The following is a 24,303-nucleotide window of genomic DNA, read 5'->3' on the forward strand; positions in this document are numbered from 1 at the left end:
GTCGCCACCTGCCATTTGTGCCTTGCTGGCATTCTTATGGGCAGGAGGCCAATCCTTGTCCGTATGACGCGTCGTTAATCGGCCAGTTCGATGGCCACCGCCGTCGCCTCACCGCCGCCGATGCACAGCGATGCCACTCCCTTACGCAAACCCCTGGCCTTGAGGGCATGCACCAGGGTCACCAACAACCGGGTGCCTGAGCAACCGATGGGGTGCCCCAGGGCACAGGCGCCGCCGTTGACATTGACCTTGGCGGCATCCAGTTTTAGCTCCGAAATGGCCAACATGGTCACCATGGCAAAGGCCTCGTTGATCTCAAACAGATCCACCTCATCCCGCTGCCAGCCGGTTTTTTCCAGCAAGCCGCTCATGGCACCGACCGGGGCTATGGTGAACTCCTCGGGTGCCTGAGAGTGGGTATGGTGTCCGGCAATGCGTGCCAGCACCGGCAGTCCGTTAGCCCGGGCGTAGCCGGCGCTGGTCAGCACCACCGCGGCGGCGCCGTCGGAGATGGAGCTGGCATTGGCGGCGGTAATGGTGCCGTCTTTGGCAAAGGCGGGACGCAGGGCTGGAATCTTGTCCGGACGGGCATTGCCCGGCTGCTCGTCCACAGTCACCTTCATCTCCCCTTTGCGGGTGTTCAGGGTCACCGGGGTGATCTCATCCTCAAAGGCACCGGCTTCGATGGCGGCGTTGGCCCGGCGCAGGCTCTCCAGGGCATAGGCATCCATCTGCTCCCGGGTCAGCCCGTACTCATTGGCGGTGGTCTGGGCAAACACCCCCATGGCCTTGCCGGTATAGGCGTCCTCCAGGCCATCTAGAAACATATGATCCATCACCTGGCCATGGCCCATGCGCATGCCACCACGGGCCTTGTCCAGCAGATAGGGAGCCCGGGTCATGCTTTCCATGCCTCCGGCCACCACCACCTCGGCACTGCCAGCCTTGATCAGATCGTGCCCTAGCATCACGGTTTTCATGCCGGAACCGCACACTTTGTTGACCGTGGAGGCACCGGTGGATTGTGGCAGCCCCGCTTTCAAACTGGCCTGACGGGCCGGTGCCTGGCCCAGGCCAGCCGGCAACACGCACCCCATCAGCACTTCATCCACCTGCTCCCCAACCAGCCCGGCCTGGTTCACGGCGGCGGCGATGGCGGCGGCCCCCAGTTCCGGCGCCGCGACGCCACTCAGCGCCCCCTGAAAACCGCCCATGGCCGTGCGGCTGGCGGCGGCTATCACAATCTCGTGATCCTTGATCATTTCTAACTCCTTGTAATCAGGTTAGAGCTAGGTTACTTGAAATCTGACGTTTACGGCAACGTAAACTTTGGTTTAATACCGCTGAAAGTTTCACCACGCTGTAAGCCCACGCTGACGCAATCTCCACTATCCTTTACTCAACCAGTTACAAACAGATGGCATTTCAATGGATAACGGACAGATGATGATCAGTTGGTTCAGCCGCCTGCTCGAATTGAGCGCGGCACTGCTGATCTTCCTGCTGGGACTCGGACTGCTGGCGGTGATCTACCTGTACATCAAGGACGTCACCCAGACCCAGCAGGCGATTCGCCGAAATTATCCGGTGATTGGCCGGTTCCGTTATTGGTTCGAGCACATGGGGGAGTTCTTTCGCCAGTATTTTTTTACCCTGGATCGGGATGAGATGCCGTTTAACCGGGCCCAGCGCAGCTGGGTCTACCGGGCCGCCAAAAACGTCGACAGCACCATCGCCTTTGGTTCCACCCGCCCTTTGAACCAACCCGGCGACATCATCTTCCTCAACTGCCTGTTTCCCACCCTGAAGGAGGATGCGGTGCCGCCCACGGCCGTGACCATAGGAGAAGATGTAGCCCGCATTCCCTATACCACCAGCAGCTTTTTCAATGTGTCCGGCATGAGCTTCGGCGCCCTGAGTGTTCCGGCGGTGCGGGCGCTGTCCATCGGCGCCCGAGAAGCCGGGATCTGGATGAACACCGGCGAAGGGGGACTGTCTCCCTATCACCTGGAGGGAGGCTGTGATCTGGTGTTTCAGATAGGTACCGCCAAATACGGCGTCCGTGACGCCGACGGCAACCTGTGTGACGACAAACTGCGTGAAGTGGCCCGCCATGAGCAGGTAAGAATGTTTGAGATAAAGATGAGTCAGGGGGCCAAACCGGGAAAAGGGGGGATCCTGCCCGGAGCTAAGGTCACCACCGAGATTGCCAAGATCCGTGGCATTCCGGAAGGCGAGGACTCCATCAGCCCCAATGGCCACCCGGAGATACGCTGCATCGACGACCTGCTGACGATGATCGCCCGGGTGCGTGAGGTCACCGGTAAGCCCTGCGGCTTCAAATCGGTAATTGGACACACCGCCTGGCTGGAAGATCTGATGCATGCCATCAAAAACCGGGGGGCGGACTCGGCTCCGGATTTTATCACCGTCGACTCCGCCGATGGTGGCACCGGCGCCGCCCCCCAGTCGCTAATGGACTTCATGGGATTACCGCTTAAACGCAGCCTGCCTCTGGTGGTGGACACCTTGGAGCGCCACGGCCTGAAACAGCGTATCAAGGTAATCGCTTCAGGCAAGCTCATTAACCCGTCAGACGTGGCCTGGGCTCTGTGTGTCGGCGCCGATTTTGTTAACTCGGCCCGGGGGTTTATGTTTTCCCTGGGCTGCATCCAGGCGCTGCAATGCAACCGAAATACCTGCCCCACCGGCATTACCACCCACGACCCCAAGCTGCAAAAAGGACTGGTGGTGGAGGACAAAGCCCTGCGGGTGGCCCATTACGCCACCAACCTGATGCACGAGGTCGGCGTCATCGCCCACTCCTGTGGTGTGCGGGAACCCAGATTACTGCGCCGGGATCATGCCCAGGTGATCGACGATCACGGGTTGCCGGTATCACTGCAACGGCACGCGGATGATCAATAAGCAGCCTCGCTGGTGGAATTATCAAAGTTTCGATGCTTTCTTTTATCAGGGCCATCCCATACTAACGGGCACCTTTAATAGCAAAATAACGAACTTAAAAATCGACGTTATTATCGGTAATGTGTCAGCTAAAAATTATCATATTGAGTCAGGGCCAAACGAGTTATCCGCATCGGAATAATCAAGGTTAATGACAATAATTAATCCTCTATAATGCGTCGCGACCAAGATATCAATACCTGGTTGATAATCTGCCTTTTGAAATCTAATTCATGACAAAAATAATCTGCCCCCCCCTGACCGCTACACATTTTATCTCTTCCTGCCGCAATTACCGCGACAATCCGCTATCATCCACAGACAAACCAAAGCTAAATCACCGTGATATCAGCAGGTTCAACTGATTAGTGGGCACTTACTACGACAACTAACCAAGTGCGAGTGAAATAAATCAGCATTTTGCTGCGAATTATTAATCTTGGAGTGCATTTGGCAAATATTCTACTACGCTCAATGTTGTGTCGTATTAGGCGACATTTGTGCTCCGGTATTGCGGAGCAAAAGGATATGACTACACAGATAATAATTTTCAAGGGATTTGGAGACGATGATGAAAAACAGTTTACTGTCCACTACGATCCGCTTTTCCATGATCGCGGGTGCCACCACCGCTGCCCTCGCGGCGCCCGTGGTTTATGCCGAAGAGGAAGTGGAGCGCATTGAAGTAACCGGTTCACGAATTAAGCGAACCGATGTTGAAACCCCGGTACCGGTAACGGTCATCAGCCGCTCAGACATGGACGCCATTGGCGCCCTTAACGTAGCCGATGTCCTTAACTCCTCTCCGGTAGCCATCGCCGGCAGCGACCAATCCAACTCATCCTTCTCAACCACTACAGTGGGCCTGGCCACCACCGAACTGCGAAATCTGGGAGCGGAGCGAACCCTGGTGCTGGTCAACGGCCGCCGCTTTGTCTCCGGTGTGGATCCTTCCACCGGTTATGCGGTGGATCTGAACTCGATTCCCACCTCCATCATCGAACGGATTGAGATTCTGAAAAGCGCCTCGTCAGCCATCTACGGCTCCGATGCCGTCGCAGGTGTGGTTAACATCATTACTCGCAATGAAGTTGAGGGGGTGGAGGTTAACGCCCAATACGGCACCTCCGATGAGAGTGACCGCGACACGGTAGAACTTAACATCACCGCCGGCGGCAGCTGGAACTCCGGTAATGCCTACGTCACCATGGGCTGGGATGACGATGAGGGCCTCAAGGCCAGCGACCGGGGCTTCTCGGCCCAGGATACCGCCATCTATCTGGATGATAACGGCAACGAATTTGCCGATGTGCTGTTCTCCTCCTATCCACCGCAGGGACGAATCACCATTCCCGATGTCGGCAGTTTTAATGCCGACGGCACTCCATTTACCGCCGACAGCCGCTTCAACCGGGCCGACTACCGTCAGCTGGTAACCCCCATTGAGCGCCGCTACGCCGCCGCCGGGCTGACTCAAGAGATCAACGATGATCTACGTTTCTTTGCCGAACTGAACTACAACGGCAGTGAAACCAACGACTCCACCATCGAACCAACACCGCTGGATGTGGTCAACGACATCTGGCTGCAAGATCGTAACGGTACCGGCGGCATGGACATTAACTCGCCGCTGATTCCGGAACTGATGCGCCAGGAGCTGATCAACGCCGGCATCACCAACCTCAACGAAGTCGCTTTTGTACGGCGGTTGGTGGAGTTCGGAGCCCGATCCACCGACGTCGAACGAGACACCATCCGCATGGCCGCCGGCTTCGACTGGATCATCAATGACGACTGGGAGGCGGAGTTCTACTACACCTGGGGCAAAACCGACCAGTGGCAAAACAACGGCGGTCAGATCAACATCGAACGAGCGGCACTGGCGCTGGATGTGATCGATGACGGCACCGGCAGCCTGGTATGCCGCGATGAAACCGCCCGCCTGCAAGGCTGTGTTCCGCTGGATCTGTTCGGGGCCGGCACCGTGACTCCGGAGGCGGTGGATTACGTTCGCTCGCCGGCCAAGGCCACTGGCGAGGTCGCTCAGGAGGTGTTCGGAGCCAGCGTCGCCGGTGAGATGCCACTGGAACTGCCTGGCGGCCGCATTGGCGCGGTGCTGGGTTATGAATACCGCGATGAGTCCGGTAACTATCAGCCAGGAGATCTGGCCCAGACCGGCTCCTCCAGTACCAACCGTTCAGAACCCACTGATGGCAGTTTCCACACCAACGACATCTTTGGCGAGCTGCAGTTTCCCATCCTCGATGAGTTGATCCTCAATCTGGCGGCCCGCTACTCGGATCACTCCATTGTCGGCGGTCAGACCACCTGGAATGCCGGGGTGGAGTACTCGCCCATCGAGTCTCTGAAACTCAGGGCTTCGGCCGCCACCGCGGTTCGTACCCCCAACATTGCCGACCTGTTTGGCGGCCGCGGTCAGACCTTTGCCAGTGTCAGTGACCCCTGTTCAGGTCTGATCTCGGAAGGCACATCCGGCAACGTTCTCGACAACTGTCTGTCCATCGACGCCATCGCCCAGCGAGTGGCCGATGACGGCGACTTTGTGCTGACCCAGACCGAGGCTCAGGGTACCGGCGGCTTTGTCGGCGGTAATCCGGATGTGCAGGAGGAGACTGCCGAAACCTTTAGCCTGGGCTTTATCTGGCAGGCTATGGACAACCTGTCGTTCACTGTCGATTACTACGACATCTCCATCGACGATGCCATCACCACCACCACTCGAACCACGGTGCTGCGCCGCTGTTTTGAGCAGGATCCGTCCCAATTTGAAGAGACCTGTGGTGGCAACGCCATCCGTAATGCCGACGGCGCCCTGATTGAGGTGAACTCCGGTACCGCCAACGAAAACAAAATCGACACCTCCGGGTTCGATCTTGAGCTCAATTACAACCAGGAGATGTTTGGCGGTGACTTGCGAGCGTCCCTTATCTACAACTACATCCGTGAGTACGTCGAGACCGGCATTGAGAGTGGCGACAGCATCGACCTGGCTGGCGAGGTTCTGAAGCCGGAAAACCGGGCGGTGGCCAACCTCAGCTACGGCTACGACGATTTCGACATCAGCTGGCGCATTCGGTTCTGGGATGAAGTTGTGGACTCTGTCGAGGGGGCCAACTTTAACTTCACCGACTTCCAGCCACTGGATGAGTTCAACAGCGTCGCTTCCTACGTGATTCACGATCTGAACCTCGGTTACGCCGTGACCGACAGCGTCCAGACCAACTTGGGTATTCGCAACCTGTTCGATAAAGAGCCACCACTGCTGCCTCAGGGAACGGTGCACGGCGGAACCGGTATCAATACCGCGTCGGAAGCCTATGACGTTACCGGACGTTACTTCTATGTCGGCCTGAATATGACCTTCTAAGGCCAGCCACGCTCTCCCTAGACGGCCCCCTTCCGGCACTTTTTGAGGGGGCCTTTTTAGTTACTTTCGCCCCGGTTTCTGCTCATCAGGACGAGATTCCTGAACCGGAGCTGTCTTGTTCACAAATTAGCAACCCGCTTTTGCCCCTCCCCCCGCTGATTCTCAACAAATTTGCTGCACCGGAATCCTGCGAGCGTGATCCCGCTCACCCTTTGTTCACTTTCGAGAATCAAGGCTTACACCCTGTCAGTTTTCCTTATACCCCCCACGGTTTTATGCGCTCTCAATAATTAGAGTTTCCTAATACAGTTGTACCTAAATAATGCGTCATTGCTTAGAGGTATCTTATGAAAACACGATCAATTCAAGCTCTTACCGCAGCATTGCTGCTGACCGTCTCCGCCGGACTGGCCGCAGCCGACGGTGGCAACCCCAAAAAAGGCAAGCACCTCTATAAGAAACACTGCAAAGCCTGCCACAGCCAGAGCAGCGAAGGCATGGAGCTAACTCCTATGTCCAAGACCATGTCTCAGTGGGATCGTTTCTTTGACCGAAACAAGCACAAAGCCAAGCCCGAAGCCTTTGAAGGGCTGTCTGAGCAGGCTCTGAAAGACATCCAGCAGTTCCTGTACAACCACGCTGCCGATTCCGATCAACCGGCGACCTGTGGCTAACCAATAAAAAGACACCAAACCGTGTTAAGGAAGATGATGATGAAACCCACACTCGTAGCACTGCTCGTCACCCAAGCCCTGATCATCCCTCAGGCCCTGGCTGCAGACAGCACCGACCAAACCATTGAACAGCTGAAGCGACAGCTTAATGAGGTCACCGAAGAGCTGGAGTACCTGTCGGATCGCCTCGACAAGCCAGAATCTCACGCCGCCACCGACCGCATCCTGTTTACCGGTGATTTCCGCACCAAGGCTCACACCCTGCACTATCAGGACGTGGTCTGGAGCCCGGGGATGACCATTCAAACCCCGCAAGGGCAGATGATGCGCTCCATGTTCGACCAGGGCCAGGGCTACACTCCAAGCCCTAAAGACATCGATAACGACGTCTATTACACCACTCGCCTGCGTCTCAACATGAAGGCCAAAGTGTTCGACAACGTCAACTTCGCCGGCCGCCTGACCATGTTCAAGAACTGGGGCGACTCCACCGGTGTCAACGTGTTCGACTCCTGGAACTCCTTTACCATGGACGGCACCAGCAGCGGCCACCCCAACGGCGACTACCTGCGGGTAGAACGCGCCTACTTCGACTGGAAGAAGATTGGCGGCACCGAATTCTATCTCTCCGTGGGCCGACGCCCCTCCAGCTACGGTTACCCCACCAACCTGCGCGAAAATGAGTTGCGGGGCGGCACCCCTTCGGGTCACCTGGTGAACTTCAACTTCGACGGCGCCACTCTGGGCTACCACACCGAGCACCTGACCGGCATGGAAGGCCAGGTGGTACGCTTCTGTTATGGACAGGGCTATGAGTCCCAGTGGGGCAACGGCGAGCTGTTCGGCAATACCTCAGTGGACGACGTCCACCTGGGCGGCTTTAACATCGACATCCTCAACGACGGCACCAACTTCCTGCAGATGATTCTGTTTGGCGCCAAGGATGTGGCCGACGGCTTCAAGGGCACCATGTCCATGCCTGACGAACTGCTGGGTCTGTTCCAGCAGCAAGGCATGGGTAACATCACTCCGGTGGTCCGTTATCAGCCCAGCACCAACATTGGCGACATCTACCTGGGCGGCCTGACCTTCGTCCGTGATGAAGACAACGGCATTAAGTGGTTTACCTCCCTGGGCTGGACCCGCACCGATCCCAACGGCAACTTCGGTATGTTTGGCGGCATGAACAACGACCCGCTGTACCAGATGACCAGCCCGACCGAAGCGGCACCAGTGGGTGTGACTGACTCCGAAGCCCACAATGGCTACTCCGTGTACGCCGGCGTCCAGATTCCTGTGGGCAGCGGCAAGTTTGGCCTGGAATACAACTACGGTTCCAAGTACTGGACCCCGTTCACCCAGGCCCAGGATGACCCAATCGGCAGCAAGCTGGCGACCCGCGGTCACGCCTATGAGGGCTACTACATCTACGACGTCAACCCGAAGATGTTCATTAAGCTGGCGGCCCTGTACTACGACTTTGAGTACACCGGTTCCGGCTCCCCGGTAGGGGCTCCGCAGAACATCGACAGCGTCCTCAACGGCACCGCCTTCAGCATGCTGCCGGCAATGGACACCGCCTACGACGTCAACGCCTCCATCACAGTTAAGTTCTAAGTTCTAAGTTCATCATCTGGCGGCCTCTTCCTTCTCACCGGGAAGCTGGCCGCCCTATTAGGAAATAGCGTATGAGAAACCTTATATTGACCAGTCTGATAACCGGCCTTATGTTGCCGGTAACGGCGGTTGCCGAGAACCCCCATCAGGACTACATCAGCGGTCCCATCGGTTCTGGACAGGAGGCGACCGCCCAGTGCATCGAGTGCCACGAGGAGCACACCGAAGCCTTTATGAAGACCAGCCACTGGACCTGGGCCAAAGAGCAAACCGTCAACGGCAAGACCGTCAAGCTGGGCAAGAAGAACGCCATCAACAACTACTGCGTCTCCGTCTCCAGCAACGAGCCCCGTTGCACCAAGTGTCACGCCGGTTACGGCTACGAAGACGCCAAGTTTGACTTCACCGACGCCACCAAGGTGGACTGTCTGGTATGCCACGACACCACAGGCACCTATCAGAAGGATCTCAGCGGCTATGCCTTCAAGGGGGCCGACCTGCTGAAAATCTCCCAAAACGTCGGCGCGCCGGTACGCGACAACTGCGGTAGCTGTCACTTCTACGGCGGCGGCGGCGACGGCGTTAAGCACGGCGACATGGACTCCAGCATGGCCTACCCGGACAAGGCGCTGGATGTGCACATGGATGCCGACGGCATGGACTTCCAGTGCCAGGATTGCCACAAGGGCGAATCCCACACCATCAAGGGCCAGGCGATGAGCGTCTCCCCCGGCAGCACCGACCATCTGGAGTGCACCAGCTGCCACGACAGTGATGCGCATAGCAACGCCAAGCTCAACAAACACACCGCAAAGGTGGCCTGCCAGACCTGTCACATCCCCGAGTTTGCCAAGGTGGAGCCCACCAAGCTGTGGTGGGACTGGTCCGAAGCGGGTCAGGATCGTGAAGAAAGCAAGAACCAGTGGGGCCGCAAGGACTACATGAAGAAGAAAGGCAGCTTCGTCTGGGGCCAGAAGGTGCAACCTGAGTACGCCTGGTACAACGGCACCGCCCAGGCCTACCTGTTCGGCGACACCATGAACCCGGCCGAGGTGACCTCCCTGAGCAAGCCTGTGGGCAGCAAGGGAGACGGCGTCTCCAAGATCTACCCCTTCAAGGTCCACCGCGGCAAGCAACTGTACGACGCCAAGCACAAGGTGTTTATCCCCACCAAGGTGTTCGGCAAGGACGGCTACTGGAAGACCTTCGACTGGGACAAATCAGCCAAGTTAGGCATGAACGACCACCCGGCAATGAAAGCCAAGGGCCTCACCTACAGTGGTCAGCATGACTTCGCCGAAACCGAGATGTGGTGGCGCATCAATCACATGGTCTCTCCGAAGAAGGAAGCCCTGGGATGCATGGACTGCCACGGCAAAAAAGGACGCCTGGACTGGCAAAAGCTCGGGTATGACATCGACCCGATGAAAGCCTCGAAGAAGAAATAAAAAGTAAGACTCCCAAGCAGTGATAAGTTGGCCCACCGAAAGGTGGGCCTTTTTTATCCACTGCGCCGGCTAGCGCCGAAAGCGAAGCCGAAACTCTCTGGGAGCCAGCCCCATCAACCTGATAAACACCCTACGAAACGCCCCCGAATCCTCGTAGCCCACCCGGGCAGCAATCAGCTCCACCGAGTCGGCAGTGGACTCCAGCAGATCGCACGCCTGCTGAATCCGCAGTCGCTGCAGGTAGTGCAGTGGCTTAAGGCCGGTGTTTTTAGCAAAGCGCCGCAGGAAGGTGCGCTCGGTCAGGGTCGACAGGCGCGCCAGCTCAGCGACACTGATCCCCTGGGCGTACTGGCTCTGTATATGGTGCTGCACTCGAACGATGGCGGCATCACCGTGATCCAGTCGCGGTGCGAAACGCTGATAGTACCGTTGTTCCCGGGCGCCGGTATCCACCAGCAGCACCTTGCCCAACTGCCGCATCAACGGCTCACTGCCGAACCTGGCCACCAGTGCCAGCCCCAGATCCAACCAGGCCATCAATCCGCCGGCACTGATGACATCGCCGTCATCGATGAGGATTTTATCGGCATTGAGCACCACATCACCAAAACGATCGGCAAACTCAGAGGCCAACTGCCAATGGGTGGTTACCGGCCGCCGAGCCAGCAACCCGGTCGCCGCCACAATAAAGCTGCCGGCACAGGCGCAGGCCAGGGTGGCCCCCAGTCGATGCTGTTCACGCAACCACTGCAACAAAAGCGGATCCGGATGCCGGTAGAACTCCCCCTCCAGGCAAGGAGGAATCAGCACCACCTGGAACGCGGACGCCTGAAATTGTGACAACTGCTGCAACGACAAACGCTGCAACTCAAACCCAAAAGGGTAATGGTGCTGGCGACACAATCGCTCGGCCAGGCCAAACAGTTCGCAAAACCCCAGCACCGATGACTGCATCGCTTCGGGATAATCCAGTAATGCGATCTGCACCTTAGGCCTCAGGTTCGACATGCACATACCTCATGCGACACGACCGGCGACTTCAGCAAGCTCATTGAATAAACGCCTGCTCAATGCTGGAGACCAGGGGATCGAACCAGGGCTGGCTCTGACTTTCCCATGACGCTAACAGGCTACGGTGGCACAGATGGTCAAACCCGTCCAACTCAAACGCCATCAGGGCGCCGGAACGAAGATGAGATCGAATCAGGGCACTGGAGATGAAACCGACGCCCTCTCCGGACAGCAGCGCTTCAACCATGACGTGCAGATCACCACAGGAAACCTGGAACTTAAAACTCTCCAGCTCCATGCCGCGGCTGCTGAGGTTATGCATCAGCAACTCACGGGAGCAGCACCCGGGTTTGGCAACATACAGGGGGTAGGCCAACAGCGCATTCAGATTCTGATAATCGATGCTATTCAGCAACGACGGCGCCGCCACGAAGATCACCTTGTCCGGCGGCAGAGGGTGACGCCAGCAGGTGCTGGTGCTGATGGGTTTAATGTGCTCGGTAATGGCAATGTCATAGCGCCCCTCATTGAGGGCGGTGGTCACCTGATCACTGGCCAGGTAATCGAACTCTACCGAATGGTGGTACTCGCGATTAAATTCACTCAACGCGACGGGAAAATAGCTGGCGCCAAAAGCGGGTGTACAACAGAGACGCAGCGCATCGTTGCCGGAGCACTGCAACCGCGACATCAACTGCGCTTCCATCTCCAACACCCGGCGCCCGTGCTCCAGTACCAGCTCTCCCATCGCCGTTGGCTTAATCGGGGTGAGCTGCCGATTCAACAGCGACGTGCCGCAATGCTCCTCCAGGTGTTTCAGCCGTTGCGAGGCTGCCGAATGAGACAGGTTCATCGACGCTGCGGCCTTGGAGATGCTGCCCAGCTCCACCGTTTGTACCAGAGTATGCAGATCCTGAGTTTTCATGCTTCTGTCCTTGGCTAAAAGGCGATGGCCAACAGGCTTATTAGCAATAAGATAACAATTAGGATTAGCCAAACCTAATATAAAAGCCGGTTCCGTGACCGGTTTCACTGCCCGGGCTCTCACGACTCCGACACTGAGCGGCTACACTGAGTGCATTCCCCTTCAGGAGTGATGATATGGACACCATCAATGTGGTTGCTCTGTGCGGCAGCCTTCGGCAACAATCCCTAAACAAGAAACTGCTGCATCAAGCCATCGAACTGGCCCCGAAGGAGCTCAGTTTTCGTCACGGTGACCTCAGCGAACTGCCGCTGTATAACGAAGATCTGCAAAACGCCGGCTTCCCCGTCGGCGTCGACCGGCTGCACCGGCTCTTAATCAGTGCCGACGCTATTCTGATCGTCACCCCGGAATACAACTACTCCATACCCGGAGTGCTGAAAAATGCCATCGACTGGCTGTCACGGTACCAACCCCACGGCTTTCACAACAAGCCCATCGCCATCATGGGTGCCAGTCCCGGCAGAATGGGGACCTGCCGTTGCCAATACCACCTGCGCCAGGTGATGGTATTCCTCAATGCCTGGGTGCTGAACAAGCCGGAGATCATGATCAGTGAGGCCCATCAGGCCTTCGATCCACAGGGGCGCCTCAACGACCCCAAACTGGTGGAGTTGGTGCAAAGCCAGATGCGCAGCCTCAAGCAGATGGTCCATATCTGAGACACGAAAAGCGGGGGCGCCCCCGCTTACTGGCCCTGTCGGCCGGTTGACTGATTAAAGCTCAGGTGCAGGGAGCCGATGACGCCCACCTGTTGCTGCAGACTCTGGCTGCAGGCCTCCACCTGTTCAGTGGCTTCCAGGTTGCCGACGGTCAGCTCCTGAATCTCCGACAGACTGGTGGAGATCTCAGTCACCGCCTGGCGCTGCTGCACCGCCGCCGTGGCGTTTTGCCCGGCCAGGTTGTAAACCAGGTCGATATGGCGGTTAATCTGCTCTATCCCCGCGGCACTGGCGTCCGCGGCTTTGGCACAGCTGTCCGCCAGTTGATGATTGTGCTGCATCTTTTCCACCCACTGTCTCAGGGTCGAGTGCATCCCCTCAATGTTGCTGGTGATCCGGGTGGTGGCTTGCTGAGTGCGGTTGGACAACGCCCGCACCTCATCGGCCACCACCGCAAAGCCCCGCCCCTGCTCTCCGGCCCGGGCGGCCTCGATGGCTGCATTCAGGGCCAACAGATTGGTTTGCTCTGCAATGCCGTCGATCTCATTCATGGCGATGGCCACCCTCTCCGCTTCGCCATGCAAGGCCGAGGCGTGGGTTGCCGCCGCTTCCACCTCCCGGGCCAGATCGACAATCTTGTCACGACTATCGACCATGCCGGTCTGAGCCGCCCGGCAATACTGCCGTGACAGCTCGGTGCTGGCCGCCGATTCCTCGGCACAGGCGGCGATCTCGGTGACCGACACATTCATCTGCTCCACCGCCGTGGCGATCTGATCCAGGCGGGTGTGTTCCTGCTGCACCCCGCCTTTGGCCTGCTCGCTCAGGGCCACCAGGGTATTGGACATGGCATCCAGCTGCCCGGCGGCATCACGGGTTCGCCCCAGTACGCCGGTCATCCTGGCTTGGGTGATCTGCAACTGAAAATCCAGAATGCTGCTGCTGCCATGACCGCAAAACAGGTAACGGCTGATGCTGTCGTACTCCTGTTTCAGCGCCTCCAGCTGAGCCGGGACCCGAAACGCTTCATCAAAAAACAGCGCCAGCATCGACACCACCATCAGCAGGCCACACAGCACCACCCAGGGCTGGAACAACCAGGCCACACCGGCAAACCCCAGGGTCAGAATGACACCGCTGAGCCAGCGTTTCTGAGTCAGAGTCAGGTGGCGCGAAAGGGGTTTGCCCGCCGACAGGCGTCGATACAGGGCCGTAGCACGCTTCTTGAGGTTGGTGCTGGTAGCCCGTCGTACCGACTGATACCCCACCACCTGGCCATGCTCAAAGATCGGCGTTACAAAGGCATCGACCCAGTAGTAGCGACCATCTTTGGTACGGTTTTTAACTATCCCCCGCCAAGGCTGCTTGGCTTTCAGTTTGTCCCACAGCTCCCGAAACGCCTGCGGCGGCATGTCCGGATGGCGAACCAGATTATGATTGTGACCGATGAGCTCCTGCTCACTGAAGCCACTAATGTCGATAAAGGACTGATTAGCGTATGTAATAACACCACGTAAATCTGTGGTGGAGACCAACTCCTCTCCCTGAGGAACCACGACTTCTTGATTGACGACGGAACACTCTCGCCTCATGTGACCTACATCCTGTAGTTAATTATCCAATTTCCACTTAAGTCACACTTTACTCATTGCCAATCGATATCGCCATCTGTTAGGGCGGAAATCTTTTCCCGCCCAAGTATAAAAAGACATATTTATCAGTAATTTTATTCGGCTTTTTGGTGAAGGGAGTTCAAATCGTATGGGGTTTGCTGGTAGACGCAGTAATTGAGCCAGTTACTGATCAACAGGGCGCCGTGCGCGTGCCAGCGGGCATGGGGCGGCTGAGTCGGATCATCCTTGGGGTAGTAGTTTTTCGGTACCTGTGGTGTTCCGCCGCCGGCCCGGTCACGACGATACTCATCCTGCAACGTGGTGCGGGTGTACTCGGGATGGCCGGTAACAAACAGGTTGCGGTTGTCTTCACTGACAATCAGGTAGGCGCCGGCTTCATCGGACTCCGCCAGCACCCGCAACCGCTCGTGGGCCTTGAGTCTGTCCAGACTGACCTGAGCATAGCGCGAGTGTGGCACCCAAAACTCATCATCGAACCCCCTCAGCAACGGCACATGGCTGTGCACTCGCCGATGACGGAAGACTCCGGAGATCTTATCGTCCCGCAGATAGCGCTTTATGCCATACAGGTGATACAGGGCCGCGTGGGCCGCCCAGCACAAAAACAGCACCGAGGTGGCCCGCTGCTGCGACCACTGAATGATTTCACAGATCTCACTCCAGTAACTGACCTGCTCAAATTCGATGTTTCCCAGCGGCGCCCCGGTGATGATCAGACCATCGTAGTTGTTGTCCCGCACTTCATCGAAGTCACGGTAAAAGTCGTCCATGTGATCAATGGAGGTGTGCTTGGAAGGCTTGCGGTGAATCCGTAGCAACTCCACATCAACCTGCAGTGGCGAATTTCCCAGCAGCCGCAGTAACTGGGTTTCGGTTTCAATCTTATTGGGCATCAGGTTAAGGATCAGCAGCTTCAGCGGCCGAATATCCTGGGATTCGGCCCGCTCATCGGACATAACAAAGATATTCTCGCTGCGCAAAATCTCCGATGCAGGCAAACGACTGGGTATTCTGACTGGCATGGCACCTCTCCTCACTTGATACCCTGTTATACCAAGACATCTAGACGGCTACAACTCCAGACAGCCAAAAATTCGGTGCCGCTCCCCTTGCTGCCCGGTTTAGCCGCAGAAGCGGAAAGCAATAACTGCTATCATTCCGCTACTTAGATTGAAATGAAGGTCGCTATGAGCCAACTCTCCGCCATTATCGTCGGCGCCAACGCCGGCCTCAGCCAGATGCTGGCCCACAAACTGGCCAGTGAAGGGGTTCGATTGGGGCTGCTGGCCGCCGATCTCGATGCGCTGGCCCCGACACTGGACAAGCTGCCGGACAACACCCTGGCCAGGGAGATTAACATCTTCGATGCTGACGCCAGCCGGGCGGCACTGCAAAGCCTGTGGCAGCAGTTTGACGGGGTTCAACTGGTGATCATCAATACCGCCGCCTCCCATCAGGAGCTGGATCTGCCCTGGGCCGCCGACCGACAGGTACTGGAGGTCAACGTCACCGGCTTTACCGCCCTGGCCAACGCCGCCTTTGCCGAGTTCCGGGAGCAGAAATATGGCCAATTGGCTGCCATTACCTCCATCGCCGGTGAGCGGGGCGGTGCCAGCAGTGCTTTCCATGCCAGCAAGGCGTTTCAACAAAACTACCTGCAGGGGCTCAGGCTGCATGCCCAACGGCTCAAGCTGCCGATCACCATCAGTGATCTGCGCCTGGGGTTCATGGAGAAGATGCAAGCCCGGGGCAGTAAGGCCTGGGGCTCAAACCTCAACACCATGGCCACCCAGATCCTCAAAGATCTGAAGCGGGCCAGGCACACCAGCTACATCACCCGCCGCTGGCGACTGATCGCCTGGCTGGGACGATGGCTGCCGGAGTTCATCTACAATAAGCGCAAATACAAGTAACCCCCCCCAAAAAAAACGCCGGCACAGGCCGGCGTTGTTTATGGGGGGAAAGTGAAATCAGAACTTGTAACCCACGGACACCATGTAGACCCAGGGGTCGATATCGGTCTTGATCTTCACCGGGGCTCCTTCAAGCTTAAACTTCACGTCGGTCTGAATATCGATATACCAGACAGAGGCGTTCACCAGCCAGTTATTGTTGATTTCGTAATCGATTCCCACCTGTGCCGCCAGGCCCCAGGAGCTGGACAGATCCAGATCGGTCAGATCACCACCCAGATCGTTGGTGAACTCCTCATCCCAGAAGTAGGTGTAGTTGATACCGGCACCGATGTAGGGGCGGAGCTTGTCGCTGCCGAAGTAGTACTGGGCCATCACCGTCGGTGGCAGGTGAGTCACCTCGGCAATCTTGCCCAGTGGAGCCAGGCCAACATCATGCTTGAAGGGGCTGGCCGCCAGCACTTCGATGGCCCAGGCGTCGGTCAGCATGTAGGTGAAGTTCAGGCCCAGCTGATTGCTTTCATCAACTGTGAACTCACCTAAGTTGCCAGCGTAATCACCGGTGTCAACGTCCTGTGAGGACTCATTGGGATTTACTTGGGCCCAGCCGGCGCGAACAATAAAGTCGCCGGCTTCGCGGGCGGCAAAGGCGGGGGCAGACAGAGAAGCCAGAACCAGGGCGGCTACGAGGGTGTGTTTCATCATTATTCTCACTCCATGAAAACTCGGAAACCAAATTCATGCGGTTTCCCAACAAGTTGCGAAGGAATGTAACAACTAAGAGGTATAGATTTTTTGATCTAAAACAGACTTTGAACGGCTAATTTCTCCCTACCACTTTTTTTTGATCATGAAAAGCGACCGTTATCACCACGCAGCAACAAAAAAGGCACCGAAAGGTGCCTTGACGCAAAATTTGCGAATGTGGAAAACTCGCCTTGAACCGCAATCAGCGCAGCGCCTCCATGGTCACCGTGGCCACCTCTTCGCCATTGGTGATGACCGGATAGCGCTGATAAGTCTGCAGAACCAACTTGTCTTTAATTTTTAACATCGCCACCACCACATAATCGGCATCGTCATCGATGCTCTCTCTGGGCAGCTGAAACTTAAACAGCGCCGGCAGCTTGGCAACACTGAAGCGCTTTTGCGCCAGAATACTGCCAGGCACCTTGGCATCAATAATGGCCACGGTAATCACCGCTTCCTGTGGCAGAGTGCTTACCCCATTGGCCCCGGCCAGGCCCGCCACGCTCACCATCTCCCGGTGCTCCAGCTCAGGTCCGCTCACGGTAACGCAGCCATTCAACAGCAGCAGCAACACCGCAGTCAGCAAGGATTTATACATAAAAAAAGCTCCAGTTATCTGGAGCCTTTATACCAAATCTGCGCCACGGCGAACAGTCACCGGCGCCAGTCAAATCCCCTAGCCGGGCTGGCGGGCGCCGGCCACAGGCTGACGGGAGGCGAAGTAGGCCATGGTATCCACCACCACCTCTTTACGCAGCAACAGCAGCGCAATCAGGTTCGGCACCGCCATCAGGCCGTTAACCACGTCCGCCAGTAACCAGATCATATCCAGCTGCAACAGCCCCCCCACGGCCACCAGCGCCACAAAGCACCAGCGGTAGGGCAGCCGGGCGCGTTCGCCCCACAGGAACAGTACCGCCCGCTCGCCATAGTAGTTCCAGCCAAGAATGGTGGTAAAGGCGAAGAACAACAGCGCCAGGGTGATCACCTGCTGACCCACGGTGGCCGACAGACCGGAGGTAAAGGCCGATGAGGTCATGGCCGCTCCGGCCAGCTCCCCCTGCCAGGCGCCGGTCACGATCAGCGCCAGACCGGTCAGGGTACAGATGATAATGGTGTCGAAGAAGGTGCCGGTCATCGACACCAGTCCCTGCTCCACCGGCGAGTTGGTGCGGGCCGCCGCCGCGGCCATCGGCGCACTGCCCAGGCCGGATTCATTGGAAAAGACACCGCGGGCAATACCAAACTGGATCGCCATCATCACCGTGGCACCGGCAAAGCCGCCGCCCGCCGCCTGGGGGGTAAAGGCCGCTTCCACCACCAACGCCGCCGCCGCCGGCACCGCCTCCCAGTTCAATCCCAGCAGCATCACACAGGCGATGACGTAAAACACCGCCATGGAGGGCACCAGCGCGGTGGCCACCTTGGCAATGCGCTTCACGCCGCCGAGCGTCACCAGGGCCACCAGGATTGCCAACGCCGCCATGGAGAACCAGTCGGGAACGCTAAAGGCGATGCGGGCTCCGTCAACGATGGCGTTGACCTGCGGGAAAGTGCCGATACCGAAGAACGCCACCCCCAGGGTAAAGAAGGCAAACAGCTTTGCCAGCCAGACTTTTCCGGTGCCGTGGAGGATGTAATACATCGGTCCTCCCACCTGCTGGCCGCGCTCATCCTGACGACGGTATTTTACCGCCAGCATACACTCGGCGTACTTGGTGGCCATGCCGGCAAAACCGGCCATCCACATCCAGAACAGGGCGCCCGGGCCGCCGAGTTTGATGGCGGTGGCCACCCCGACGATGTTACCGGTACCTATGGTGGCGGCCAGGGCTGTACACAGGGCCGAGAAGCTGCTGATGTCGCCCTGGGCCTGATTCGGCTTCAGCATCAGTGAGATCGCCAGTGGCAGTTTTCGCACCTGCATCAACCGCAACTGGTAGGTAAAATAGCAGCCGGTTCCCACCAGCAGGATCAGCAAAGGCGGTCCCCATACCCAACTGCTTAGGGTGGACAGTGCGTGTTCGATTGTGTTCATTGATTGTCTTCCTCAGTGTGACATCTTAACTACACAGAGGAGAACCATGCCGGACAGACAGATCCGAAGATCCATCCTTTTGAAAGGAAAAAAATTGAGCAATGTCACCCTGTCCTTTTGCCTGAGCGTTTGACTCGCCACTACCCTAAGGGGTGTCGAGCTTGCGCCTTCGGCGTCCAAGTCAATGGATCTCTCCAGAGGCCCGTCCAGTAACAGTCCATATCGGCAGAAGCCGACGCCTGAAAGATTTACTTCTTCGGCGGACGCAGTGCGTCACTCTCCTATTACCTTCATCCGGGTTTCCACCCGCGAAGGTGGAACCGCATACGTTAGCAAAAAGCGCGCCGTTTAGGCGCGCTTTTTTGGTGATAACTGTCACACTATCAGGATTTTCGGTGCATCTGTCTAAGCAGCCCTTCCTGGGCCGAGGATGCCACCAGCTGCCCCTGCTGGTTGAAGATCTGGCCACGAACAAAGCCCCGGGAATTCATGGCGTTGGGGGAGTCGACGGCGTACAACAACCACTGATCGAACGCCACCGGGCGGTGGAACCACATCGAGTGATCAATGGTAGCCATCTTCAGTCCCGGGGTCAGATAGGACACCCCATGGGGCTGCGCCGCAGTCACCAGGAAATTCAGATCCGAGGCATACGCCAACAGGTGCTGGTGCAGGGACTGGCCGGCCGGCAACGGGCCATTGGCTTTCATCCACACATAGCGAACCGGCTCCCGGGGCTCCGGCTTCAGCGGATTGATGGGCTCCACCAATCGTATCTCGATGGCGGTATTGTTGAGATAGATCTCCAGCAACTGGTCCGGCACCTTACCCCGCATCGCCTCGGCCAGCTGAAACTGGTTCGGCAGCCCGTCGGGGCCCGCCACATCGGGCATGCCCGCCTGATGCTCAAACCCAGGCTCACTGTGATGAAAGGAGCCGGTCAGGTGGAAAATCGGCCGCCCATGCTGAATGGCGCTAACCCGACGGGTGCTGATGCTGCCGCCGTCGCGCATGTTTTCCACTTCGTAGATCACCGGCCGCTGCAGATCGCCGGCCCGAAGAAAATAGGAGTGAAACGAGTGCACCTGACGATCGTCGGCCACGGTCTGAGTGGCAGCCGCCAGAGCTTGCCCCAGCACCTGGCCACCAAACAGGTGACCAAACCCCAGATCCTGACTCTGACCTCGAAACAGGCCCTGCTCCAACTGCTCGAGGGTCATGATCTCCAGCAGGGTCTCCAGTGAATTGGACATTAATGCGTCTCTATTTTACCAATCAGCCGCCCATGGTACCCAAGGCTCAGGCCTTGGGCAACGGCGGTACAGAGACGTTTGAGGGTCTACCAGTTGAACAGATTGCGGATCCGATCCCGGAACGACGAGTAGGGGTTCACTACGGATTCACTCTTGAGCTCATCCCAGGCCAGACACAGCTCCTCCGGACGTTGGTTTTCCGGTCTCAGCTTGATGCCATGGGTTTCAACAGTCTTAGCCAGGGTAAAGTGACCGGCTGCCGCCGTGAGAGTCACCCCGTTCGGCGCCTGCGGGGACAGCAGATACAACAACCCGGGCACCACGGCACTGCTTTGCAACTGCTTCAGTTGGTCGGCGTCGTAGAAGGAGGACGCCATGCGGGTGGCGGCCGAGGTACACAGAGCGTTACAGCGAATGCCGTACTCCGTTGCCAAGTGAGACAGGGACAACATAAAGCCCCGGTTGGCCATCATGCTGGCACCAAATCCTCCCAGCTCGCGATCGCCATAGAGACCGGAAAAACCGCACCCCACGACAATGGCTCCTTTGGCCTTGATCAGTTCATCCATGGCCGCGTGAACCAAATTGACGGTACCAAAGTGATTCACCTCCATCATTCGCCGATAATCGCTGAGTTGGCTCTGTATCGATTGCTGAATCAAAATGCCCGCATTGGCCACCACCGCATTGACCCGGCCAAAATGCTTGACCGCCGCCTCTACCACCCCTTCCATGGCCTGATAGTCGGTGACATCGGCACAGATCGGCAGAGCCTCACCATCGAGGCTGTCGACCAGTGCCGCCACCTCCTCCACATAACTGGCGTCAACACCGGTACCATCGGCATCGCAGCCGTTGTCCACCAACACCAGCTTGGCGCCCCGTTCGGCCAGGGCGATGGCAAATGCCCGTCCCAACCCTCGGCCAGCCCCGGAGAGAATCACCACTTGTTCATCAAAACGGATTGAATTCATACACTTTCCATCCCTGAATTTCCAATCAACCCAAGTAACTCTCCTCGCCGGTTCTTAGTCGCTAAAGAAAGCACTCTCCATTTTAAAACAATGGTTTAATCCATATTTAATTGCCAGTATTAACTCCGCTTCGTTGCCCAATTCTTAACCCGGATCACAACCGAATAGGTTGAAAAGTGAAACTCCTCTCTTTCGCGGTACAATAATCGAGTCCTAACCATTTCCAGAGAAACAATGAACCTACAATATTGGATTTTGGCCATTCGGCCCCGTACCCTGCCGGCAGCCATCGGCCCCCTGCTGGTGGGCAATGTTCTGGCGGTGTACCACCAGGATTTTTCCTGGCTGGTGGCCATCGCGTCCATGGCCTGCGCGGTGCTGCTGCAGATCGGCGTCAACCTGGCCAACGACTATTTCGATTTTAAATCCGGCGTCGACACCGACGAACGCCTGGGCCCCACCCGGGTGACCCAACAGGGGCTGCTGTCTGCCACCTCGGTGCGCAATGGCATGATCCTGTCGCTGTCGCTGGCCACCCTCATCGGCCAATACCTGATTTTTGTCGGCGGCTGGCCCATCGCCGGGCTGGCGCTGTTCGCCCTGGCCGGTGCCCTGTGCTACTCCGGCGGACCCTATCCCCTGGCCTCCCACGGCCTCGGCGAGATTGCCGCCTACATCTACTTTGGCCTGGTGGCCGTGGTCGGCAGTTACTTCATTCAGACCGGTACCACCGACTCCAGCGCCTGGCTGTTAGCCAGCGCCGTCGGCCTGCTCAATGCCGCCATTATGCTGGTGAACAACACCCGCGATCGCAGCACCGACATCAAAGCCGGCAAGCGTACCCTGGCGGTACGACTGGGACTGGAGCGATCACAACTGCTGTACCAGATGCTGATTGCCAGCCCCTACCTGATGGTGACCCTGGGATGGCTGATGGGACTGCTGCCCGGAGCCACCGTGGCCGCCTGTGCCATCTCCATCCCCATGGCCAAGGCTCTGGCCTCCGAGTTTGCCCACACCCAGGGCGCTGCACTCAACCCCCTGCTGGGGCGCACGGCCAAACTGACAATGTTTTTCAGTGGCCTGGCGTCCGGTGGCCTGCTGATGGCACTGTAGCTCTCCACCACAGAAACGGAAAAAGCGGACCTCGAGTCCGCTTTTTTATTGCTGAGCATCAGTGATGAGTGTCACACTCAGGCCAGTTGCTGATACACTACGGGGGTCTAAAACCACAAATAAAAACATGCTGATGGAAGATATTAAACGCCCCCTGTACATCCCCTATGCCGGCCCGGTGCTGCTCGAAACCTCCCTGCTGAACAAAGGCTCCGCCTTTTCCGAGGAGGAGAGAGTGGCGTTCAACCTGGCAGGTCTGTTACCTGAAGCAATTGAAACCATTGAAGAACAAGCAGAGCGCGCCTACCTTCAGTTTCAGAGTTTCAGCAACGACATGGACAAACACATCTACCTGAGAAACATTCAGGACACCAATGAAACCCTGTTCTATCGATTGGTGAATAACCACATCACCGAGATGATGCCCATCATCTACACCCCAACGGTCGGCCAGGCTTGCGAGCAGTTTTCCAACATCTACCGCCGCGCCCGCGGCCTGATGGTCAGCTACCCCAACCGTCACCGCATCGATGACATCCTCAACAACGCCACCCGCCACAACGTTCGGGTGATCGTCATTACCGATGGCGAACGGATCCTGGGTCTGGGGGATCAGGGGATCGGCGGCATGGGAATCCCCATCGGCAAACTGTCGCTGTACACCTCCTGTGGCGGCATCAGTCCGGCCTACACCCTGCCTATCGTGCTGGACGTGGGTACCGACAACCCACAGCGCCTCAACGACCCCATGTACATGGGCTGGCGCAACAAACGCATCTCCGGCGACGAATACAACGAGTTTGTCGACGACGTCCTCAGTGCCGTTCAGCGACGCTGGCCCAACGCCCTGGTGCAGTTTGAGGATTTTGCCCAGAAAAACGCCATGCCGCTGCTGGAGCGCTACAAGGACAGACTGTGCTGCTTCAACGACGACATTCAGGGCACCGCGGCGGTGACCGTTGGGTCGCTGCTGGCCGCCTGCAAAGCCGCCGGCACCCAGCTCAAAGAACAGACCATCGCCTTTTTGGGCGCCGGATCCGCCGGTTGCGGCATCGCCGAGGCGATCATCGCCCAGATGGTATCCGAGGGACTGGAGGATCATCAGGCTCGGGAGAAGGTGCATATGGTCGACCGTTGGGGCCTGTTGCAGGACGGGATGCAAAACCTGCTGCCGTTCCAGCAGAAACTGACCCAGTGTCTGGAGAAGACCCAGTCCTGGTGCGGTGACAACGGTGCCGTGTCCCTGCTGGAGGTGATGGAGCATGCCAAGCCCACGGTGCTGATCGGCGTCAGCGGCGCCCCGGGCCTGTTCACCGAAGAGGTGATCAAAACCATGCACAAGCACTACCCCCGCCCCATCGTATTTCCGCTCTCCAACCCCACCAGCCGGGTGGAAGCGATTCCCGAGGACATTCTGCGCTGGACGCGGGGCCAGGCGCTGGTCGCCACCGGCAGCCCCTTCAACCCGGTAGAACTGGAGGGGGAAGTGTTCCCCATCGCCCAGTGCAACAACAGCTACATCTTCCCGGGCATCGGCCTGGGGGTACTGGCCTGCAACGCCGACCGGGTCACCGACGGCATGCTGATGGCCTCCAGCCGGGCCCTGGCCGAGTGCTCGCCTCTGGCCATCGACGGGGAAGGTGCGCTGCTGCCACCATTGGAGCAGATTCAGGAGGTCAGCAAACAGATCGCCTTTGCCGTCGCCCGTGCCGCCATGACCGACGGCGTCGCCAAGATGATCAAGAACGTCGACCTTAAGGACGCCATCGAACGTCAATTCTGGCAGCCTGAGTATCGCGACTACAAGCGCACCAGTTTCTGATCGACACGACCCAAAAAAGGGGCTCCCAGGAGCCCCTTTTTCATGCCTTCA

General features: G+C 57.8%; 19 protein-coding genes and 2 riboswitches. Of the genes, 9 read left to right on the forward strand and 10 right to left on the reverse strand.

The features are described 5' to 3' along the window. Nucleotides 1–74 precede the first annotated feature (74 nt). A complete protein-coding gene (locus BLT77_RS02515) occupies nt 75–1,262 on the reverse strand; it encodes a thiolase family protein (RefSeq protein WP_090361527.1) in 1,188 nt (395 codons plus the stop codon). Between the two features lie 181 nt (nt 1,263–1,443). On the opposite strand from BLT77_RS02515, the gene BLT77_RS02520 reads away from it, so the two are divergent. The 5 genes from BLT77_RS02520 (at nt 1,444) to BLT77_RS02540 (ending at nt 10,094) form a co-directional block, all read left to right on the forward strand. Beyond that, entirely contained in the window at nt 1,444–2,928 is a 1,485-nt protein-coding gene (locus BLT77_RS02520) for an FMN-binding glutamate synthase family protein (RefSeq protein ID WP_245709845.1), read from the forward strand. A gap of 610 nt (nt 2,929–3,538) precedes the next feature. Next, entirely contained in the window at nt 3,539–6,355 is a 2,817-nt protein-coding gene (locus tag BLT77_RS02525) for a TonB-dependent receptor plug domain-containing protein (RefSeq protein WP_245709846.1), read from the forward strand. Between the two features lie 347 nt (nt 6,356–6,702). Continuing rightward, nucleotides 6,703–7,029, forward strand: coding sequence for a c-type cytochrome (locus BLT77_RS02530; protein WP_090361533.1), 327 nt, complete (start codon nt 6,703–6,705; stop codon nt 7,027–7,029). A 36-nt stretch (nt 7,030–7,065) separates the two neighbouring features. Next, complete coding sequence (locus tag BLT77_RS02535) at nt 7,066–8,646, forward strand: DUF3373 domain-containing protein (RefSeq protein ID WP_090361536.1); 1,581 nt, start codon at nt 7,066–7,068, stop codon at nt 8,644–8,646. A gap of 71 nt (nt 8,647–8,717) precedes the next feature. Beyond that, complete coding sequence (locus tag BLT77_RS02540) at nt 8,718–10,094, forward strand: tetrathionate reductase family octaheme c-type cytochrome (RefSeq protein WP_090361538.1); 1,377 nt, start codon at nt 8,718–8,720, stop codon at nt 10,092–10,094. A 69-nt stretch (nt 10,095–10,163) separates the two neighbouring features. Here BLT77_RS02540 and BLT77_RS02545 read toward each other — a convergent pair whose 3' ends face one another. Beyond that, the gene (locus tag BLT77_RS02545; protein ID WP_090361540.1) at nt 10,164–11,102 is read right to left on the reverse strand and encodes a GlxA family transcriptional regulator; all 939 of its coding nucleotides are present in this window, start codon (nt 11,100–11,102) and stop codon (nt 10,164–10,166) included. Nucleotides 11,103–11,142: 40 nt separating this feature from the next. Further along, on the reverse strand, nt 11,143–12,030 hold the full coding sequence (locus BLT77_RS02550; protein ID WP_090361542.1) for a LysR family transcriptional regulator: 888 nt from the start codon (nt 12,028–12,030) through the stop codon (nt 11,143–11,145). Nucleotides 12,031–12,206: 176 nt separating this feature from the next. Here BLT77_RS02550 and BLT77_RS02555 point away from each other — a divergent pair, with 176 nt between their 5' ends. Further along, entirely contained in the window at nt 12,207–12,752 is a 546-nt protein-coding gene (locus BLT77_RS02555) for an NADPH-dependent FMN reductase (RefSeq protein WP_090361544.1), read from the forward strand. 26 nt (nt 12,753–12,778) lie between these two features. On the opposite strand, the gene BLT77_RS02560 is transcribed toward BLT77_RS02555, so the two are convergent. Both BLT77_RS02560 and metA read right to left on the reverse strand, forming a co-directional pair. Further along, entirely contained in the window at nt 12,779–14,344 is a 1,566-nt protein-coding gene (locus BLT77_RS02560; protein WP_090361546.1) for a methyl-accepting chemotaxis protein, read from the reverse strand. Between the two features lie 134 nt (nt 14,345–14,478). Next, the gene (metA, locus tag BLT77_RS02565) at nt 14,479–15,408 is read right to left on the reverse strand and encodes a homoserine O-acetyltransferase MetA (protein ID WP_090361548.1); all 930 of its coding nucleotides are present in this window, start codon (nt 15,406–15,408) and stop codon (nt 14,479–14,481) included. Nucleotides 15,409–15,573: 165 nt separating this feature from the next. Between metA and BLT77_RS02570 the strand changes: the two genes are divergently transcribed. Further along, nucleotides 15,574–16,299, forward strand: a complete 726-nt coding sequence (locus tag BLT77_RS02570) for an SDR family NAD(P)-dependent oxidoreductase (protein ID WP_090361550.1) — start codon at nt 15,574–15,576, stop codon at nt 16,297–16,299. A gap of 57 nt (nt 16,300–16,356) precedes the next feature. Here the strand turns inward: BLT77_RS02570 and ompW are convergent, their stop codons facing one another. From ompW to BLT77_RS02595, 5 genes are all read right to left on the reverse strand, one after another. Continuing rightward, on the reverse strand, nt 16,357–17,004 hold the full coding sequence (gene ompW, locus BLT77_RS02575) for an outer membrane protein OmpW (protein ID WP_090361552.1): 648 nt from the start codon (nt 17,002–17,004) through the stop codon (nt 16,357–16,359). Nucleotides 17,005–17,248: 244 nt separating this feature from the next. Next, the gene (locus BLT77_RS02580) at nt 17,249–17,647 is read right to left on the reverse strand and encodes a YbaY family lipoprotein (RefSeq protein ID WP_090361554.1); all 399 of its coding nucleotides are present in this window, start codon (nt 17,645–17,647) and stop codon (nt 17,249–17,251) included. 78 nt (nt 17,648–17,725) lie between these two features. Further along, nucleotides 17,726–19,087 (reverse strand): alanine/glycine:cation symporter family protein, encoded by a 1,362-nt coding sequence (locus BLT77_RS02585; protein ID WP_090361556.1) that lies wholly within the window; start codon nt 19,085–19,087, stop codon nt 17,726–17,728. A gap of 107 nt (nt 19,088–19,194) precedes the next feature. Beyond that, nucleotides 19,195–19,287: riboswitch (glycine riboswitch) on the reverse strand. 3 nt (nt 19,288–19,290) lie between these two features. Beyond that, a riboswitch (glycine riboswitch) is annotated at nt 19,291–19,381 on the reverse strand. Nucleotides 19,382–19,470: 89 nt separating this feature from the next. Further along, nucleotides 19,471–20,340 carry an acyl-CoA thioesterase domain-containing protein gene (locus BLT77_RS02590; protein WP_090361559.1) on the reverse strand — a complete coding sequence of 290 codons (870 nt, stop codon included), beginning with the start codon at nt 20,338–20,340 and terminating at the stop codon, nt 19,471–19,473. Nucleotides 20,341–20,426: 86 nt separating this feature from the next. Further along, entirely contained in the window at nt 20,427–21,314 is an 888-nt protein-coding gene (locus BLT77_RS02595; RefSeq protein WP_090361562.1) for an SDR family NAD(P)-dependent oxidoreductase, read from the reverse strand. A 234-nt stretch (nt 21,315–21,548) separates the two neighbouring features. Here BLT77_RS02595 and BLT77_RS02600 point away from each other — a divergent pair, with 234 nt between their 5' ends. After that, nucleotides 21,549–22,430, forward strand: coding sequence for a 1,4-dihydroxy-2-naphthoate polyprenyltransferase (locus BLT77_RS02600; RefSeq protein ID WP_090361565.1), 882 nt, complete (start codon nt 21,549–21,551; stop codon nt 22,428–22,430). A gap of 133 nt (nt 22,431–22,563) precedes the next feature. Further along, nucleotides 22,564–24,252, forward strand: a complete 1,689-nt coding sequence (locus BLT77_RS02605; RefSeq protein WP_090362631.1) for an NAD-dependent malic enzyme — start codon at nt 22,564–22,566, stop codon at nt 24,250–24,252. Nucleotides 24,253–24,303 lie beyond the last annotated feature (51 nt).

Origin of the sequence: Ferrimonas sediminum, assembly GCF_900100175.1 — a bacterium.
Taxonomy (GTDB): Bacteria; Pseudomonadota; Gammaproteobacteria; order Enterobacterales; family Shewanellaceae; genus Ferrimonas; species Ferrimonas sediminum.

Coding starts and splice junctions, on each gene's coding strand:
- BLT77_RS02515 (WP_090361527.1), bottom strand. CDS start 1,262: ATGATCAAGGATCACGAGATTGTGATAGCCGCCGCCAGCCGCACGGCC.
- BLT77_RS02520 (WP_245709845.1), top strand. CDS start 1,444: ATGATGATCAGTTGGTTCAGCCGCCTGCTCGAATTGAGCGCGGCACTG.
- BLT77_RS02525 (WP_245709846.1), top strand. CDS start 3,539: ATGAAAAACAGTTTACTGTCCACTACGATCCGCTTTTCCATGATCGCG.
- BLT77_RS02530 (WP_090361533.1), top strand. CDS start 6,703: ATGAAAACACGATCAATTCAAGCTCTTACCGCAGCATTGCTGCTGACC.
- BLT77_RS02535 (WP_090361536.1), top strand. CDS start 7,066: ATGATGAAACCCACACTCGTAGCACTGCTCGTCACCCAAGCCCTGATC.
- BLT77_RS02540 (WP_090361538.1), top strand. CDS start 8,718: ATGAGAAACCTTATATTGACCAGTCTGATAACCGGCCTTATGTTGCCG.
- BLT77_RS02545 (WP_090361540.1), bottom strand. CDS start 11,102: ATGTCGAACCTGAGGCCTAAGGTGCAGATCGCATTACTGGATTATCCC.
- BLT77_RS02550 (WP_090361542.1), bottom strand. CDS start 12,030: ATGAAAACTCAGGATCTGCATACTCTGGTACAAACGGTGGAGCTGGGC.
- BLT77_RS02555 (WP_090361544.1), top strand. CDS start 12,207: ATGGACACCATCAATGTGGTTGCTCTGTGCGGCAGCCTTCGGCAACAA.
- BLT77_RS02560 (WP_090361546.1), bottom strand. CDS start 14,344: ATGAGGCGAGAGTGTTCCGTCGTCAATCAAGAAGTCGTGGTTCCTCAG.
- metA (WP_090361548.1), bottom strand. CDS start 15,408: ATGCCAGTCAGAATACCCAGTCGTTTGCCTGCATCGGAGATTTTGCGC.
- BLT77_RS02570 (WP_090361550.1), top strand. CDS start 15,574: ATGAGCCAACTCTCCGCCATTATCGTCGGCGCCAACGCCGGCCTCAGC.
- ompW (WP_090361552.1), bottom strand. CDS start 17,004: ATGATGAAACACACCCTCGTAGCCGCCCTGGTTCTGGCTTCTCTGTCT.
- BLT77_RS02580 (WP_090361554.1), bottom strand. CDS start 17,647: ATGTATAAATCCTTGCTGACTGCGGTGTTGCTGCTGCTGTTGAATGGC.
- BLT77_RS02585 (WP_090361556.1), bottom strand. CDS start 19,087: ATGAACACAATCGAACACGCACTGTCCACCCTAAGCAGTTGGGTATGG.
- BLT77_RS02590 (WP_090361559.1), bottom strand. CDS start 20,340: ATGTCCAATTCACTGGAGACCCTGCTGGAGATCATGACCCTCGAGCAG.
- BLT77_RS02595 (WP_090361562.1), bottom strand. CDS start 21,314: ATGAATTCAATCCGTTTTGATGAACAAGTGGTGATTCTCTCCGGGGCT.
- BLT77_RS02600 (WP_090361565.1), top strand. CDS start 21,549: ATGAACCTACAATATTGGATTTTGGCCATTCGGCCCCGTACCCTGCCG.
- BLT77_RS02605 (WP_090362631.1), top strand. CDS start 22,564: ATGGAAGATATTAAACGCCCCCTGTACATCCCCTATGCCGGCCCGGTG.